This window comes from Brevibacillus sp. NRS-1366, assembly GCF_050467985.1.
The window spans coordinates 1-17,102 of record NZ_JBITPN010000014.1 but is presented as its reverse complement, the minus strand read 5'-3'; the positions used below and the strand labels follow the sequence as shown (position 1 = coordinate 17,102).

Here is a 17,102-nt window from a genome sequence, read left to right as displayed (position 1 = left end):
TCAAAATTCCTATTTTTTGATTAAATCATTTAACGCTTGAAGCCTTTGGATGGTTATTTCTTCATCTTCTGTGATGCAGCCTTCCACTAAAGCAATAAATAATGATTTAAGCTCTTTGATTACAAGATCGTTTTCATAATATTTCTCTAATTTGGCAACTGGTATATCGTTTGTAAGTTTCAGCATTAAATCCCGCCAGTTCTTTCCCTTATTAAAGCTCCCCGAAAAGAAAGCATTCTTTGCACCGTCGGGATACATTGTATCCAATGCTTCGATGAAACCCTCGAAATATTTAATTTTAGTTTCTTTTCCTTTTGTGAAATTATCAATGTATTCTTCTATTTCAGCTGGTCGAACAGAGTTACTGATTTTCCCTTTGCCAAGTAGAATTCTTTTTGTTTCTTTTGCGAGTTTTTCTTTTTCGGTTCGACTTAGAGAACTGAACGCTTTTCTTATATTCTCAATGTACAAAGACGATCATCCTTTGCCAAAAGAGTGATACATGCACTTTCGATACAGAATGGCGTTTGTCCTCTAAGGGTAATTAAAAGGGAGGAAAATAATCCCCCCCTCTCACGTTTTACCTTTTTGATTTAAAATACCGTATACATGTTCGCCCATATATTCCTCTAGTTGTCCGCGAAACAGATCATCTTCAAGCACTTTACCGAAGAAAATTTGGTTTTTCTCAAATCCTTCCACAACATATTCCATGAAGCGTTTTCGAAACCCCAAAATAAAATCATCATATGGATTATTCTTTGCTTGAGTCCGAAGTGTTACATCTTCTGTGGCTATATCAACGATTTGTTGAATGTTTAATTTTTCATGCTCACCAAATTCGGTTCCATTTTTTGAGTTTAATCGCTCAAGTATTATCGTAAGTGGATCTTTTGGGGGTTCCTCGTTCGATTTGCCGCCACTGACAGAGATCGAAACCGTGTAATCCTCGCCATCTTCATTAAGAGTAATGCTTCCATCGCTTTTCTTTTTAACAGAATAATACTCCAACACAACCTTGTCCTCTAAATTAATTTTGTCTCCTGATTTTAGTGCCATTTTCTTCAACAAATACCGGAGGTAGACGAACAACTTGTGCAGATCAATATCTTGAAAGGGTGTGATCTGTAAGACGAACATATAAATGCTATTAAACTTTCTGGCTTTGCTGACGAAATCACGTTTCTCTTCTTCTGTTAGATTTGAATACCGAATAATTGCCGAATCGATAAAGTTATTGGATAACTCCGTATCACGTTTACTTTGCTTTTCTTTGTAGATAATTTCTACAAATTTATCGATTTCATCATTGCGGAGAATCATATAGTTGTCTAATTCTTGTTGAATGCTGTAAAGCTCATTCGGTTCGATATCACCTTCTAACACTGCTTCCTCATAATAAGGTTCGAATGATTTTCTAATGTCTTCTGGCTCGTTAACAAAATCCAAGATGAATGTGTTTTCTTTGCCAGGATAAGTTCGATTAAGACGTGATAACGTTTGAACTGCTTTTAATCCAGTTAGCTTTTTATCTACGAACATTGTATGTAGTTTAGGTTGGTCAAATCCCGTTTGATATTTTTCGGCAACTAATAATACCTGATATTCGTCGTTATCGAATTTTTTTGGCAGTTGCTTTTCGGGGAAGCCGTTCATCTCATTCTCTGCATATTCATTTCCATGATCCTTAACTGTTCCAGAAAATGCAACAAGAGCTTTCATATCTTTGTAACCTTTGTTCTTGATGTACTTGTCAAACGCAAGTTTGTATCGAACCGCATGTAAACGTGAAGCTGTTACTACCATGGCTTTTGCTTGTCCGTTCAACTTTTTTCTTGTAATTTTCCGAAAATGTTCAATGATGATCTCTGTTTTTTGATCGATGTTATGAGGGTGTAAACTAACAAAACGCGATATCGCTTTTGTTGCTTTGGCACTATCGAATTCTGGGTCTTCCTCGATCCTTTTTGCAATTCTGAAATAGGTTTTATATGTTACATAATTTTTTAATACATCAAGGATGAATTCCTCTTGTATCGCCTGCTTCATGCTGTAAAGGTGGAACGGACGCGGTTTCCCTCCTTCATCTTCTGTGCCGAACATCTTTAACGTGCTGCCCTTCGGTGTAGCTGTAAAAGCAAAGAAACTAATATTCGGTTGTTTTCCAACACGAGTAATTTCCGCTAAGATCTTCTCTTCCGTGTCTGTTTCATTCGCTTCTGATTCTTCGTCCAGTTTCTGTGCTTCTTCTAGCGTTAAGCTAGTAGTGAGTGCAGCCATGTTCTTCCCACTTGTTGATGAGTGTGCTTCATCAATGATGATTGCATAACTTTTTTCTTTTAATGTACTAAGTTTATCCAAAATATACGGGAATTTTTGAATGGTTGTAATGATAATTTTTGTGCCCTTATTTAAAGATTCAGCTAATTGACTTGAGTCTTCTTCGATTTTTGTAACCATTCCTGCTTTGTGTTCCAATTGATACACGGCTTTTTGTAATTGTTTATCAAGAACCTTACGATCTGTTACAACGATAACTCCATCAAAAACAGAATCATTATCATCGTTATGTAATGTTGCCAATCGATGTGATAACCACGAAATCGTATTTGTCTTTCCACTTCCAGCACTATGTTGTATGAGGTATGATTGCCCTGAGCCAAAATCCTTTGCATGTAATAGCACCTTTTTAACAGCGTCACGTTGATGATAACGAGGGAAAATAAGCGTCTCTTTTATTTTGATATTCCCGTCATCATCCTCTTCTTCATCTACCTTCAAATAAACGAACTTATCAAGGATCTCTAATAAGCTATCACGAGTTAGCACATCTTCCCATATATAATGCGTTTTAAGCTTCCCTTCAACTGGAGGATTACCTTTCCCCTTGTTATATCCTTTATTAAAGGGGAGGAAAAAAGTTTTCGTATCGTTTAATCTTGTTGTCATAAAGGCTTCGTTTGTGTCCATAGCAAAACAGGCGATGACACGTTGCTTGAAACGGAAAAGGATATCTTTTCCACTTCGCTCATACATCCATTGCTGTTTTGCATCCTGGACATCTTGACCAGTAAATTCATTCTTTAATTCGAATGCCAAAACAGGCAAACCGTTTAGAAATATTACTAGGTCAATACGTTCATCCTCTTTATGAACAAGTTCTTCAGTAACAGAAAGTCGATTTTGGTTATAGAGAGCAATTAAATCTTTATTTAATGTAGTAGGTGGTCGAAAATACGACAAGTGTAACTGTACACCATAATCTTTGATCCCATGACGGAGTACATCAACCATTCCACGCCGTTTTAATTCATTATCTAACCGAAACAAAATTTTTTGCTTGTATTGCCCTTTATAAATATCCTTTAATTTTTCTAATGGTTTGGCTTGTGTACTCTCAAGGAATAGAAATAATTGAGTTTCGTCCACAGCATATTGACCGTTATAATCTTGGTTTTTCCCTTCCGTATAACCATTCACAGTGGTCAAGTATTCCCTGACCACTGTTTGAAACGCTCGTTCTTTTAATGCATTTGGTGTAATTATCACATTGTCACCTCCTGGTTGTTTTCGGCATAATTACGGACATCTATTTTTCCAGTTACTGCTTCATATATGAGTGATTTTTTATAAGTTTCGAGGTCTATAATGAGTTGTTGTATTCGGTTAATTAGATTGTCGATAAGTAAACACTTATTATCAAGGAAATCTGCTATTTGTTGTTGTTCTTCCAGAGAAGGCAATATAACCGGAAGTTTTTTCAATAACTCTTGACTTAATGAAGCTCTTGTAACAATGTTCATTTCTTTCACGAAATATTTCCTATGGATTTCACTTCTAAAATAATATTTTGAGTAGTTCGCTAACAAATCATTTGTCCTCGGTCTAAACCTAATCAGAAAACCTGCAAAAGTTGCTTCTTCAATTGTTTCTAAACAAGTTGATGTAAATCCGATTTCTTCGATTGTTTCTGATGTTCTTGTGAAGAATACATCTCCTCTTTTCACTGAATAAATATATCTATCCGAACGAGTAGAATTAACCAACCCAACAACTTCTTTTGGTAGCTCAATATTTTTATAGACGTCTCCATAACTTACAAAAGGATACCCAAATCCAAAATCATCCGAAGATTTGCTAATTCCGTTTTGTAAATCCCCTAATAATCCCAATCTCTTTATATCCCAATGTTCGGGTATTTCCCCAATCCACTCAACTCCAGTATCTTTCATTTTTGGGTGTAATTCTAATCCTCGAGACACTGTTTCAGCGATTAGAGCTTGACGATATTTTTTAAGCGAATCAATTTGATTATTTTTTTGCCGAATAATGCGATTAATTTTATCTAAATTATCGTCTAGAAACTTCGCAATTATTTGTTGTTCTATATCTGAAGGAATAGGAATGAGCATTTTTGTAATTTGATCGGGCTGTACCCTCTGATGGCTATATGTTGTAGATTTAACTAAAGAATTTAAGTAAGTTGAAACCCCAATGTTTGACAACATATAATACAAAAATTTATTTGTCACACTCGTGGGGAATATTGGTACAAATTCTGTTGAACAGATGGTTAACATATCATGTTTTTCTGTTAGTGCAATTGTGCTTTTTCTTGGATTCAGTTTGGAAATAACAACTTCTCCGCCCACTAATAGAAATTTATTGCTATCGATATTTTCACCCTGCTCTATTCGACCCTTCCCGGTTAATTGAACATTAGGGATATCGTAATAAAAAACTTCCTTATTTGCGAAGCTTTTGACTGCTATGTTCTTTGCAGTTTTTCTGGTTACATGTTCTACTCTGGCGAGTTGCCAGTGAAGTGGCATATCCCCAACCCACTCGACCCTGCTATCTTTATACTCTTTGTAAGGTTTATAGTTCATTACAACAGCACCTTCTTTAGTAACTCTTGAATGCTTTCTTCTAATTCGATAATATTTTGTTTTAGAACAGCAGTTCCTTCCAACTGGTCGTATTTATAGAAGTGTCTAGTAAACGGAATATCGTAGCCAATTTTTGTTTTACTTTCATCGATCCAAGCATCAGGTACATGAGGAATCACTTCACGATTAAAATACTCATAAATATTTTCTTCTATAGGAACAATTTCTGTATCTCGAATCGTTGCATCTGCCTCCATCTTTCCTTTATTATCTTTACAAATATCCGCTGTTTCATCTCGTTCTGATAATCCCATATAGATTGCTTTCCACAAACCTGTTTTTACTTCTGAAATATTTTTAAATAAAGGCTTCAAGGCATTCAAAAAGTCTTCTCGATTTTTGTATAATTTTTCAGAAACATTATTGTTTAAAATCTCAATAATATTATTTTGGAGCACTTTCCCTTCTTCCCATGCCTTCAACTTCTTAACATCAGCAGTTTTTTTGTCTTTTTTACGAACTAACTCCATATATGCTTCTTCATCATACAATTTTGCAAATGCGGTCTCGTTATATAGATTTTCGATACGACTAGGCGATATCATAAAGTTCAGTTGTAGAGGTCGTTCAATCGTTATTTTATTGTAGCCAAAGTCCTTTAAATCAAAAATTTTGCTATGCCCATTTTCCTTAAATTCACCATAAATACGAGATATTTCAGCAATTTGAGTTTCCGTAATCTCATTACGTTTATTTCCGAGGCTTTTACGCATTTTTGCATAAAAACTAGTTGCATCAACCAGTTGAATTTTCCCTTTACGCACAGTTCCCTTTCTTAAGTCATCATTTTTACGATTTGATAATATCCAAATATAAGTTGCAATTCCTGTGTTATAAAATAACTGGTCTGGCAATGCTACGATACCTTCTAATAAATCTTCTTCAATAATCCAACGTCGAATTTCACTTTCTCCACTTCCGGCATCACCAGTGAATAATGGAGAACCATTGAAGATAATTGCCATACGACTGCCCTTTTCATCACGTTTCATTTTTGATACCATGTGTTGCAAAAATAAAAGGGAACCGTCTGATGTTCGAGGTAACCCCGCACCGTATCGGCCATTTTTTCCTTTCTCTTCATGCTCCTCTATAATACTCTCCCCATAATGTTTCCAATCAACCCCGAAAGGTGGATTCATTAATGCATATCTTACTTGCAACCCCTTGTGTCCGTCAGAATCGGTTAAAGAATTGCCAAAAGCAATATGACCTGCATTTTGCCCTTTGATAAGCAAATCCGCACACGCTATCGCATAAGACTTCGGATTAAATTCTTGCCCAAATACCTCCACTTGTGTGTTTGGATTTAACTCTTGAATAAAACGAGTCGCTTCTGATAACATTCCCCCCGTCCCACAAGCGAAGTCTCCGATTTGAACGATTTTCCCTTCTTGCATTAACTCAGATTGATCTTCGTTTAGAATGAGGTTCACCATCAATTTGATCACTTCACGTGGCGTATAGTGGTCACCAGCCTCGGCATTTTCTGAGAAACGGCGAATAAATTCTTCAAAAATGTATCCCATCTGTATGTTTGAAACGCGGTTTATACTTAAATCAATCCCAGCGAATAGTTGCATCACGTTATATAATAAATTGTGTTCATCCATCTTCTCAATTTGCTTATCAAACTCGAATCGTTCAAAGATAATACGGATATTAGCAGAAAAGCCTTGTATGTAATTACGGAGGTTCGCTGCAATATTGTCAGGATCTTTTAAGAGCGTTTGAAAATCAAATTTGCTTGTATTGTTGAAATCGTAGCCAGTAATCTTATTTAATATGGCATCATGTTTGATGGTTTTTGCTTTTTCTACTACTTGTTCTTTTGATGGTTCTAGCAAACAGTCAAAACGACGTAATACACAAAGCGGCAATACTACTTCTTGATATTCCTCTTTTTTATATGGACCTCGCAAGATTTCGGCATTTTTCCATATAAAGTTAATAAATTCATTGTTTTGTGCCTGGCTCATTCTTAACACTCCTTTAATCAATCCAAAACTATACATTGGCTTCGATCTAATTGTATCGAAACCTCTTTGTTTTTTCATCATAGATTGCGCAATTACATAACAAAAGGCATGGTATTTAAACCATGCCTTTTGTATGAATACTTTACTAAACTCAGTATGCGACTTTGTTGTTCGGTATCAAACTTTATTGTTTAGTATGCGACTTTGTTGTCGAGTATTCAACTTTGTTGTCTTTCAACAATTTTCCGTTAACCCTATCCCCTCTTACTCCACCGTCACACTCTTCGCCAAATTCCGTGGTTTATCCACATCAAGGCCACGAGCGACGGATGCGTAGTAAGCGAGCAATTGCAATGGAATGACGGTCAGAATCGGGGTGAGCATTGGCAGTGTGGTTGGCATGTAAATGACCTCATCCACACTCTTGATCAGATCGTAGTTGCCTTCAGTAGCAAAGCCGAGCACGTGTGCGCCGCGGGCTTTTACTTCCACGATGTTGCTCACCATTTTTTCGTAGATGTCTGGTTGCGTTGCGAGTGCGACTACAGGTACACCATCTTCAATCAGCGCAAGAGTACCGTGTTTCAGCTCACCAGCAGGGTACGCCTCAGAGTGAATATAAGAGATTTCCTTCAGTTTCAGAGAGCCTTCCAGCGATACAGCATAATCAAGACTGCGGCCGATGAAGAACAGGCTGCTTACCCCTTTGGTGCTGTCTGCAAAATGACGCACCTGGTCGGCATCCTCCAGCATGGAGGCGATTTTGGCAGGGATCTCCTCGAGATGCTCCACGACTTCGGCAACCTCACCTGCTGTCAGTGTGCCTTTTACCTGTGCCAAATACAGGCTGAACAGATAGAGGGCTACGACCTGAGAGGTGTACGCTTTTGTGGAGGCTACGGCTACTTCTGGACCTGCCCAAGTGAAGAGCACTTCGTCGGACTCGCGAGCTACGGAGCTGCCTACCACATTGGTGATAGCCATTACTTTCACGTTGCTCTTTTTCGCCTCGCGCAGCGCAGCCAGCGTATCGGCTGTTTCACCGGATTGGCTGATCACGATCATCAGCGTCTTGTCGGTGTAGATCGGGTCGCGATAGCGAAACTCGGAAGCGACTGCTACTTCAACCGGTACACGGGTCCATTTTTCGATAACGTCTTTACCCACCAGACCTGCATGCATAGAAGTACCACAAGCGACGATGTAAATGCGATCGTACAACGCCAGCTCGGCATCACTCATTTTTAACTCAGGCAAGATGACACGCTTTTGCTCCTGGTCAATCCGCGCGCCCATCGTATCGCGAATAGCTTGTGGCTGCTCATGAATTTCTTTGAGCATAAAGGAATCGTATCCGCCCTTTTCCGCTTGCACCAGATCCCACTCGACATGGAACAGATCCCGCTCGATTTTTTCCCCGGTCTCTGCGTCCATCAGTTCCACGCCGTCACGTGTAAGTACAGCCATTTCGCCTTCGTTCAAAATGTATACATCACGCGTATGCTCCAAAATAGCAGGGATGTCCGAACCGATAAAGCTCTCGCCATTGCCTACCCCAACAACCAGCGGGCTAGCCAATCGGATCGCTACAAGCTTATCTGGCTCGTGCTCGGTCATGATTCCGAGTGCATAGGCACCACGCATGCGTTGTACAGCTCTGCGTGCTGTCGAAACGATATCCCCATCGTACATGTCAGCAAGCAGGTGAGCGATGACTTCTGTATCCGTCTCAGAGGTGAAAGTATAGCCTTTTGCCAAAAGCTCCTCTTTTAGCGGCAAAAAGTTTTCAATGATTCCGTTGTGAACAACAGCAAAGGATGACTTCGCATCAGTGTGAGGGTGGGAGTTCTCGTTAGACGGTTTTCCGTGGGTCGCCCAACGCGTATGTCCAATTCCCATAAATCCACTCAGTGGCTGCGCCTCTAGACGCTCTTCCAGCACAGCTAGACGTCCCTGTGCTTTATCCAGCTCCAATCCTCTCTCGTTCACAACAGCAATCCCTGCTGAGTCGTAACCACGGTACTCCAGCTTACGAAGTCCTCCGATGACGATATCTTGCGCTTGTTTATCTCCAATATATCCTACGATTCCGCACATAACTGAATGGTCCCCTTCCATATCGACGGGGACACAACCCAATGCCAATGGTACGGGGGTGTGCCCCCGCCATTCCATGTTTTTATCTATTTACGATTTTTCGTCCATGGTCAGTAAAAGTATCACACGCACGGTTTTGTCCACCAGATCACCCTGATGTTTTGTCCATGCACTCTGCGGCAGTGATACTGCTGCCGGGAGGTATCCGCCGAATCCTTCGATAAACCTCCACCTCGTCCACTGGGCTCCATGTCGGGCAGCCACAGTGCTGGCGCTTATCAACGTTTGCTCATTTTTGTACGATTTTCTCCTCTTCTCCCCCCGCATCCCCTCCTTTACCGTTCTCACGTTTGTGCAGATGCACATGAACACTGTACCACAGTTAGCTGCATGCGACAATATTCTTCGTCATTTACAAGTATGCAAAAGGGAGTAGCATCGCACCACTCCCCTTGCATTATTTTTTACACGAGTTCTTGTTTGACAACGTCCACGATCCGATGAACCAGTCCCTCTAACTGAGAGGCGTCTGGACCTTCTGCCATGACACGTACGATGGGCTCTGTTCCAGATGGGCGTACCAGCACGCGACCATTGCCAGCCAGCTCTTCTTCTACTTCACGAATCGCTTGCTCGATAGCCGCATTGCCGCTGAGCTTGGACTTGTCCTCAACACGTACATTGATCAAAAGCTGCGGGTACTTGACCATCACCTGCTTCAGTTCGGACAAAGGTTTGCCGGACTCCTTGATGATGTTTAGGAGCTGCAAGCCTGTCAACAGACCATCTCCTGTTGTATTGTAATCCAGGAAGACGATATGACCGGATTGCTCACCACCGAGGTTGTAACCGCCGCGCAGCATCTCTTCTACCACGTAGCGATCCCCGACAGCCGTCTTTGTAGTATTGATGGAGCATTCCTCCATCCCTTTGAAAAAGCCCATGTTCGCCATGACTGTCGTTACGATTGTATTGTTGTTCAGCTTCCCTTTTGCTTTGAGGGCACGCGCACAAATCGCCATAATGTAATCGCCGTCGATGATTTCTCCATTCTCGTCCACTGCGATACAACGATCAGCGTCCCCGTCAAAAGAAAGACCAAGGTCTGCCTTATGCTTTAGTACTTCCTCCTGTACGCGCTCAGGATGCGTAGAGCCGCATTGTTCATTGATGTTGACGCCATTTGGGTTGGCCCCAATTGTAAAAACCTCTGCATCCACATCAGCAAACAGACGGGCTGCAAGTGAAGAGACTGCCCCATTCGCGCAATCAAGCACGACTTTCAAGCCGTCAAATCGTTCGGTAACAGTACTTTTCAAGTGAGAGAGATACTTTTGTCCTCCCTCTAAAAATTCCAGTACAGTACCGATTTGTTCTCCTGTCGGTCTAGGCAAAGTATCCTCAGCCGCGTCCAAGTATTGTTCCACTTCTGCTTCTACTTCGTCGGACAGTTTAAAACCGTTGCTGCCGAAGAACTTGATTCCGTTATCCGGAAACGGATTGTGGGAGGCCGAAATCATGACACCCGCATCTGCACCGAGTGCACGCGTGAGATACGCGACACCTGAGGTAGAGATGACACCCAACCTGACCACTTCTGCTCCAACCGATAGCAAGCCCGCCAAAAGGGCGTTTTCCAGCATTTGCCCGGAAATGCGCGTATCACGCCCAATCACCACTTTTGGTTTACCTTCTTGCTTGTGTCTGGTGAGAACGTAGCCGCCAACGCGTCCGATTTTAAATGCCATCTCGGGTGTCAGCTGCGTATTTGCCACTCCACGTACACCGTCTGTTCCGAAATACTTCCCCATGTTTGTCCCTCATTTCCTTCCTTGTGCACACAACAGCTTATGTCTACCTTTGCTTGTTCGTGATTTCAATTGTGACCTTCTTCGGTGCGCTCGCTGAGGTCTTGATGTAATCCGGCTGATTGAAAATGTAGTTCAAAGCGACTTCATATACACCAGCGGGCATGTTGCTGACATCTGCTACGACCTGCAAGTCTTCCTGTCTTAATTGACTGAGTACTTGTTCCGCACCTATTACATCAAAGTTGATTGTAGACATTTCCTGACCATCAGTGGACAACACCTTTGCCTGCATGCCCTCTGATAATCCGCTAATGCGAATAGGGATCTTCTCAAGATGCTTGCCTGTGGACTGAACTACTTTTAGCGATACCTTTAAATACTCCGGCTCCACCTTCACGATGTTATCCATTATCGGTATCTTTAGCTCCAATAGACGATCTGATGTAATGTTGCTAAGATCAATTTCCGGTCCGGGATAAGTGGTCGCTTTCATGGCGTCAATCACTTCTTTTGGCCCGAACACGGTAACCTCATCCACATTCATATCCACACTAGCCAAACTATAGCCATTTGGCATTTCATTCGTCAAGTTTAATTTGATCGGTACCTTAACGAACGGGCTTGTTACCGGGATATTTACTTCTACCGTGAGCGGTACAACATCGGCCCCTTGAATCACATTCCCCGACTTGTCCACCACTTTAAGAGGCACCGTAGTCTTAATCGCCGATGTAGCTCCTTCCAGATCGACAGAAGCCTTTACAGCAGCCACTTTGTCCACCTGACTTTCAGGGACCCGTACAAGCGCACGGAACGGCTTTACAATCGGCTCTCCGGCCGTATAGCCGGGCGCTACCTGTCCCAGCATTTCCACATTGACTTCTCGTTCCACCGTCTTTTTCTCTTCCAACGTAATTTCAACGATGTTCGGGATAATCCCGACCTTCACTTCATCCGGAAACCCCTTATATTGGACTGGTACACGATGCGTCCCTTTTCCTAAATTGGTCGCATCGACGTATACTTCCATGGAATCAGCCGGGAAGAAGTTGTGCTTGTAAAAAGGGTTATTGCTCTCAAGCGCCACTTTAACCGTTCGCTGCTGTTTTACTACCTGAAAACGGTCCGTATCGTACTTGACATGCAGGGTAACCCCGTCAATAAAAACTGGCTGACTCGCTTCTGGGGTGGTCGTCTGCTCTGTTTCCAGGTTGACCACCATCCACATCATAACAGCCAAAAGCAGTGCGACAGCACGTGCAAACCAATGACTGTTTAACCATTTATCCATGTTTTCGCCTCCATTGCCAACGACTTCCCATGGATTTGCCCTTTGACAGAGGCTGGAGCTGTTCTGTCAGCATCTCTGCCAGTTGCGTCTCCGTCAGATTGCGATTCATTGCACCATGAGCGGCAAAGGACACCTGGCCAGTCTCCTCGGATACGATAATCGACATGCCATCAGAAACCTCGCTCACCCCGATTGCAGCACGGTGGCGCGTCCCCAGCTCCTTGGAGATGGAATTGTTTTCAGACAGCGGGAGATAGCAGGCAGCAGCCAGGATAACGTCTTTACGCATGATGACTGCCCCGTCATGCAATGGCGTGTTCGGAATGAAAATATTGATCAACAGCTCCGAGCTCACGCGCCCATTAATCGCAATACCCGTCTCCACATAGTCGTTAAGACCCGTTTCACGCTCAATGACGATCAGTGCCCCAATCCGCCGCTTGGCCATGTATGTGACTGATTTGCACACCTCTTGCACCAAACGATTCACCACATCATCATCTTGAATGGTGCTGGAACGGGAAAAAAGTTTGCCACGCCCCAGTTGCTCCAGGGCACGCCGCAATTCCGGTTGAAAAATGATGACAACCGCCAGTACCCCAAAGGTAAAGGCTTGTGACATCAGCCAATGCAACGTAGTCAACTGGAAGTACTTGCTGAGGAGCCAGGTGATTACGATAACCATAATCCCCTTTAGCAATTGTACAGCACGCGTACCGCGTATAAGCATGATTATTTTATAAATCACGTATGTAACGAGTAGAATATCCGTTCCATACCGTAATAAGTCGCCATAGTCCATCGATATCATAACGAAGCCCCCATATCTCGCTCCATCTAAGGTAAGTCAGCCTATCTCCTGTGGAAAAAGCACGGCTCCACTGCCGTGCTGTTGATAGCTGTACTCTCTATTTTCTCTTATGGCAAGACTGGAAGCAAGTCATTTCCAATATTTTTCACCTCATACCAGATCCAATCGAAAATGGCTTCGATGGACTCGGTATTACCCACTACCTGGGCAGTGGATGCCACAAATACTTTTCCTTCAATGGCAACTACATTTCCATGTACCTGTCCTTGTACTTCCACGTTGCCGTTTCGCACCACCAAATCCCCGTCAATGCTGGTGCCTGCAGGTACCACTACGACATTACGCTCGCGATCTATTTTCAGCTTATCCATATTAGAAGAGGATACTTGCAAAATGTCATTCCGATCAAACCAATTCGCACATAAACTGCCGGTCATCAAAAAGAAAAAGACTGCTGCCGCTGTAAGGAACGGATGATTCCGCAGCCAGCTTGATAACAGGTTTTTCTTTGTCGGAGCAGGCAATTGCGCAAGAACACGCGCCGTAAAATCAGAAGAAACATGAACATGCGAAGCACTTTGTACAAAAGCGATGGCCCGCTGCAACTCGTGCATATGCTGGCGGCAGCTCACACAGGACTTCATATGTGTTTGCAAATGCTGATTGGTAAGTTCATCAGTGTCCCCATCCAGATATTCATGGATGAGGATAATCAATTCCCGGCATTCCATCGTGATTTTCTCCTTTCTCACATCAATCGCAACTTGCTGCGTAAAGCTTCACGTCCGCGATGTATCCGCGTCTTGATAGTTGTAATGGGCAGCTTTACGATATCACTGATCTCCTGTAAGGAAAGATCCTCAATATAGCGCAGGATCATAATCGAGCGATATTTGGGCTGTAGATGGGACAGCGCGTCCTGAACCGTCTCCTGCAGCTCCTGCGTCACGACTTTTTCCTCCGGCGTTCTCTCGCTAGAGGATAAACGCGAATACCAGTCCATTCCCTGTCCTGGTTCGGTTTCTTCATCCAATGAAAAGTCAGGTCGTTTCTTACGGCCACGGTCGATACACAAATTGGTCGCAATCCGGTAAATCCATGTGGAGAACTTGTAGCTGTCATCGTATGAATGCAAATTTGCATATACACGCAAAAAAGTCTCCTGCGCGATATCCTCTGCATCCTGGCGATTTCCCACCATACGATACGCTAGCTGGAATATCTTGTCTTTATAAATTTCGATTAACTCGGCAAAAGCTTCACGGTCTCCACGCTTTGCCCGCTGGGTTAATCGTTTCTCTACAAAATCCATGCGATCCTCCCCACAATACCGTAATCCTATATACGGATGATACTGCAAATGGTTTCGTAAAAAAGCGTGTTTGTGCAGATAATTTGTTGGGAAACAGAGGAATAAGAGTACTCGTTTCCTCTATATATTAGTGATGGCAGCTCTTTTATTATGATGCTGTAAAGGAGAGAGCGAGAAATGTCAAAAAAAGATGTTCTCCTCCAGATTGAACAGTTGCGTAAAGAACTGAACGATCAGTATAAGGAACAGCCATCCATTACTCCTAAACTAATCGAATTAAGTGTACAGCTCGACCATCTATTGAACAAGCTGCATCTCCATCCTTAGAATGTACTGCTTTCTCCCACCAATGTAAAGATGCGGAAACGTAAGAAAGCCTCTATCGGGGACTACTCAAGGAGGAGCGACCACGTTTTAGTGGAAAGATTTACCGAAGCAATGCCGGAAGCGAACGCTAGGCACCTTGTCATGCGCTCCTGCATTTTATAAGCGTGCCGTTTATTAATTCCTACACGTAAAAAAAGAGAGGCCATATTCTGCCTCTCTTTTTATCTTGGAATCTAAGAAAATTTTTTACAAAAGCTTATCCCCAAAAACTGAACTCATTAATGCTACCGCCACCCGAGCTGTCATGTTTTCACGATCAAGAATCGGATTTACCTCGACAAACTCAGCAGAGCAGAGGATGTCTGCATCAGCCAGCATCTCCAGCGATACGTGCCCTTCACGATACGAGATACCCCCGATAACCGGTGTTCCTACTCCTGGAGCATCGTGCGGATCAAGACCGTCCAGGTCTAGACTCAAATGCACGCCATCCGTGTTCTTAGATACATGTGCAATTGCTTCATCCATCACACGAGCCATACCCAATTTATCAATTTCATGCATCGTGAATACTTTCATGCCAATGCGCTTAATCAGCTCACGTTCACCACTATCAAGATCGCGTGCACCGATGACAACGACATTTTCAGGCTTCAGCTTTGGTGAAAAACCGCCGATATTTGTTAGGCGCTCATGACCATATCCCAAGCTGGCTGCTAGTGGCATTCCATGAATGTTGCCCGATGGTGAAGTGGAACCAGTATTTAAGTCCCCATGTGCATCGAACCAGATAACCCCTAAATTCTTCACATGCTTGGCTACACCTGCCACCGTACCGAGAGCAATGCTGTGATCTCCTCCCAATACAAGCGGAAAACGTCCTTCTTGCATGATATCGCTTACAACATCTGCTAGCTTTGCATTGGCTTCCACTACTTCATCCAAATATTTATGGTTTTCCGTTTCAGTAAAACGATGAGGACGTGTAACAAAAATGTCTCCTCTATCTTCAATATTCAATCCCATTTTTTCCAAACGGGCTACGACTCCCGCATAGCGGATCGCACTTGGTCCCATATCTACGCCACGACGATCTGCTCCAAGATCCATTGGTACGCCAACAATGCTAATGTTTTTGTTCATAATAAGTGCCGTCCTTCCTTTAGCTCATTCTAGCTTCTACGCTTTTATTGTAGCCTTGGATAGGGAAATGACTCAACTCGACAGGAATTTGCATAAAAAAACTACACCCCAGGACTTTCAGCATAGGAGTGATCGCGATTCAGCTGAAGGTTTTTATGTACACAGGAGCGTTTATGCAAGGTGCCTTTCGGGCTATAGATTACGTCCGCTTGTCTGCACAATAAAAAACGAGCAACCTTAAAGGCTACTCGTTTGTCTCATGTTCAATGGAGCGGGTGATGGGAATCGAACCCACGCGACCAGCTTGGAAGGCTGGAGTTCTACCATTGAACTACACCCGCAAAGAAAAGCGAAACCCAACAACAAATGTAGGGCTAAAACTGGTCGGGAAGACAGGATTCGAACCTGCGACCCCTTGGTCCCAAGCCAAGTACTCTACCAAGCTGAGCTACTTCCCGATATTGCTTTTCTTTTTTGTGTTGAAGTGGCGTGCCCTGAGAGATTCGAACTCCCGACCTTTTGATTCGTAGTCAAACGCTCTATCCAGCTGAGCTAAGGGCACATTTTATTTTCTATAATTCCCCGAAAAGTTCAAATACGCTGCAAAGCAAATCTTCACTTTTTGGGTAAATACTGGTGAGCCATGAAGGACTCGAACCTTCGACCCTCTGATTAAAAGTCAGATGCTCTACCAACTGAGCTAATGGCTCGCAAAATGGCTGGGGTACTAGGATTTGAACCTAGGAATGACGGAGTCAAAGTCCGTTGCCTTACCGCTTGGCTATACCCCAAAAATAAAAAATGGTGGGGAGAGACGGATTCGAACCGCCGAACCCGGAGGGAGCAGATTTACAGTCTGCCGTGTTTAGCCACTTCACTATCTCCCCATTTTTTATTCATAAGTGGTGGAGGCTGACGGGATCGAACCGCCGACCCTCTGCTTGTAAGGCAGATGCTCTCCCAGCTGAGCTAAGCCTCCAGATGCCCCACAAATGAGCTGATGATTTTTATCATCTTTCAAGTTGTCGGGTCCCCCGAAAAGTACTCAGTGTTGCTACAAAGCTACTTCACTTTTGGGGGTATCTAGGTGACCCGTAGGGGATTCGAACCCCTGTATGACAGCGTGAAAGGCTGCTGTGTTAAACCGCTTCACCAACGGGCCATTATAAAATACGGATAAAATTTCTGGTGCTCCCGACAGGAATCGAACCTGCGACCTCTTCCTTACCATGGAAACGCTCTACCGACTGAGCTACAGGAGCATAATATGGCTCCTCGGGACGGACTCGAACCGCCGACCGATCGGTTAACAGCCGATTGCTCTACCAACTGAGCTACCGAGGAATATTGAAGGTCATTCCTTCAAAACTGAATCTGCATGA

The 17,102-nt window shown here is 43.0% G+C and carries 13 protein-coding genes and 10 tRNA genes; 1 reads left to right on the top strand and 22 read right to left on the bottom strand.

Annotated elements, in window-relative coordinates; genetic code table 11:
- Positions 1-9: 9 nt before the first annotated feature.
- The 11 genes from ACIFQN_RS07745 to sigW form a co-directional block, all read right to left on the bottom strand.
- Entirely contained in the window at positions 10-471 is a 462-nt protein-coding gene (locus ACIFQN_RS07745; protein ID WP_429832450.1) for a hypothetical protein, read from the bottom strand.
- Between the two features lie 102 nt (positions 472-573).
- Positions 574-3,549, bottom strand: a complete 2,976-nt coding sequence (locus ACIFQN_RS07740) for a type I restriction endonuclease subunit R (protein WP_429832449.1) — start codon at positions 3,547-3,549, stop codon at positions 574-576.
- Complete coding sequence (locus tag ACIFQN_RS07735; RefSeq protein WP_429832448.1) at positions 3,546-4,889, bottom strand: restriction endonuclease subunit S; 1,344 nt, start codon at positions 4,887-4,889, stop codon at positions 3,546-3,548. Before ACIFQN_RS07735 ends, ACIFQN_RS07740 begins: the two co-directional genes overlap by 4 nt.
- A complete protein-coding gene (locus tag ACIFQN_RS07730; RefSeq protein ID WP_429832447.1) occupies positions 4,889-6,928 on the bottom strand; it encodes a type I restriction-modification system subunit M in 2,040 nt (679 codons plus the stop codon). Before ACIFQN_RS07730 ends, ACIFQN_RS07735 begins: the two co-directional genes overlap by 1 nt.
- A gap of 264 nt (positions 6,929-7,192) precedes the next feature.
- Positions 7,193-9,025, bottom strand: a complete 1,833-nt coding sequence (gene glmS / locus ACIFQN_RS07725) for a glutamine--fructose-6-phosphate transaminase (isomerizing) (protein ID WP_429832446.1) — start codon at positions 9,023-9,025, stop codon at positions 7,193-7,195.
- A gap of 90 nt (positions 9,026-9,115) precedes the next feature.
- Entirely contained in the window at positions 9,116-9,352 is a 237-nt protein-coding gene (locus ACIFQN_RS07720) for a hypothetical protein (protein ID WP_429832445.1), read from the bottom strand.
- 137 nt (positions 9,353-9,489) lie between these two features.
- Positions 9,490-10,836: a phosphoglucosamine mutase gene (gene glmM, locus ACIFQN_RS07715; protein WP_429832444.1), complete on the bottom strand. Its 1,347-nt coding sequence runs from the start codon at positions 10,834-10,836 to the stop codon at positions 9,490-9,492.
- Between the two features lie 43 nt (positions 10,837-10,879).
- Positions 10,880-12,127 (bottom strand): CdaR family protein, encoded by a 1,248-nt coding sequence (locus tag ACIFQN_RS07710; protein ID WP_429832443.1) that lies wholly within the window; start codon positions 12,125-12,127, stop codon positions 10,880-10,882.
- The gene (gene cdaA / locus ACIFQN_RS07705; protein WP_429832442.1) at positions 12,120-12,938 is read right to left on the bottom strand and encodes a diadenylate cyclase CdaA; all 819 of its coding nucleotides are present in this window, start codon (positions 12,936-12,938) and stop codon (positions 12,120-12,122) included. Before cdaA ends, ACIFQN_RS07710 begins: the two co-directional genes overlap by 8 nt.
- Before the next feature lie 107 nt (positions 12,939-13,045).
- A complete protein-coding gene (locus ACIFQN_RS07700; RefSeq protein ID WP_429832441.1) occupies positions 13,046-13,669 on the bottom strand; it encodes a zf-HC2 domain-containing protein in 624 nt (207 codons plus the stop codon).
- Positions 13,670-13,686: 17 nt separating this feature from the next.
- Positions 13,687-14,250, bottom strand: a complete 564-nt coding sequence (gene sigW, locus ACIFQN_RS07695) for an RNA polymerase sigma factor SigW (RefSeq protein ID WP_103109255.1) — start codon at positions 14,248-14,250, stop codon at positions 13,687-13,689.
- Between the two features lie 177 nt (positions 14,251-14,427).
- Here sigW and ACIFQN_RS07690 point away from each other — a divergent pair, with 177 nt between their 5' ends.
- On the top strand, positions 14,428-14,577 hold the full coding sequence (locus tag ACIFQN_RS07690; RefSeq protein WP_429832440.1) for a Spo0E family sporulation regulatory protein-aspartic acid phosphatase: 150 nt from the start codon (positions 14,428-14,430) through the stop codon (positions 14,575-14,577).
- Between the two features lie 246 nt (positions 14,578-14,823).
- On the opposite strand, the gene rocF is transcribed toward ACIFQN_RS07690, so the two are convergent.
- The 11 genes from rocF to ACIFQN_RS07635 all read right to left on the bottom strand — a co-directional run bounded on the left by rocF (position 14,824) and on the right by ACIFQN_RS07635 (position 17,064).
- Positions 14,824-15,720, bottom strand: coding sequence for an arginase (gene rocF, locus ACIFQN_RS07685; protein WP_429832439.1), 897 nt, complete (start codon positions 15,718-15,720; stop codon positions 14,824-14,826).
- A 267-nt stretch (positions 15,721-15,987) separates the two neighbouring features.
- A tRNA-Gly gene (locus ACIFQN_RS07680) sits at positions 15,988-16,061 on the bottom strand.
- 40 nt (positions 16,062-16,101) lie between these two features.
- A tRNA-Pro gene (locus ACIFQN_RS07675) sits at positions 16,102-16,178 on the bottom strand.
- A gap of 27 nt (positions 16,179-16,205) precedes the next feature.
- Positions 16,206-16,282: transfer RNA gene (locus ACIFQN_RS07670), tRNA-Arg, on the bottom strand.
- A gap of 72 nt (positions 16,283-16,354) precedes the next feature.
- Positions 16,355-16,430: transfer RNA gene (locus ACIFQN_RS07665), tRNA-Lys, on the bottom strand.
- A gap of 6 nt (positions 16,431-16,436) precedes the next feature.
- Positions 16,437-16,511 (bottom strand) — tRNA-Gln (locus ACIFQN_RS07660).
- 11 nt (positions 16,512-16,522) lie between these two features.
- Positions 16,523-16,607: transfer RNA gene (locus ACIFQN_RS07655), tRNA-Tyr, on the bottom strand.
- A gap of 16 nt (positions 16,608-16,623) precedes the next feature.
- Positions 16,624-16,699: transfer RNA gene (locus ACIFQN_RS07650), tRNA-Val, on the bottom strand.
- 109 nt (positions 16,700-16,808) lie between these two features.
- Positions 16,809-16,882: transfer RNA gene (locus ACIFQN_RS07645), tRNA-Glu, on the bottom strand.
- Positions 16,883-16,906: 24 nt separating this feature from the next.
- Positions 16,907-16,982, bottom strand: a tRNA-Thr gene (locus ACIFQN_RS07640).
- Positions 16,983-16,988: 6 nt separating this feature from the next.
- Positions 16,989-17,064: transfer RNA gene (locus ACIFQN_RS07635), tRNA-Asn, on the bottom strand.
- Positions 17,065-17,102: the final 38 nt, after the last annotated feature.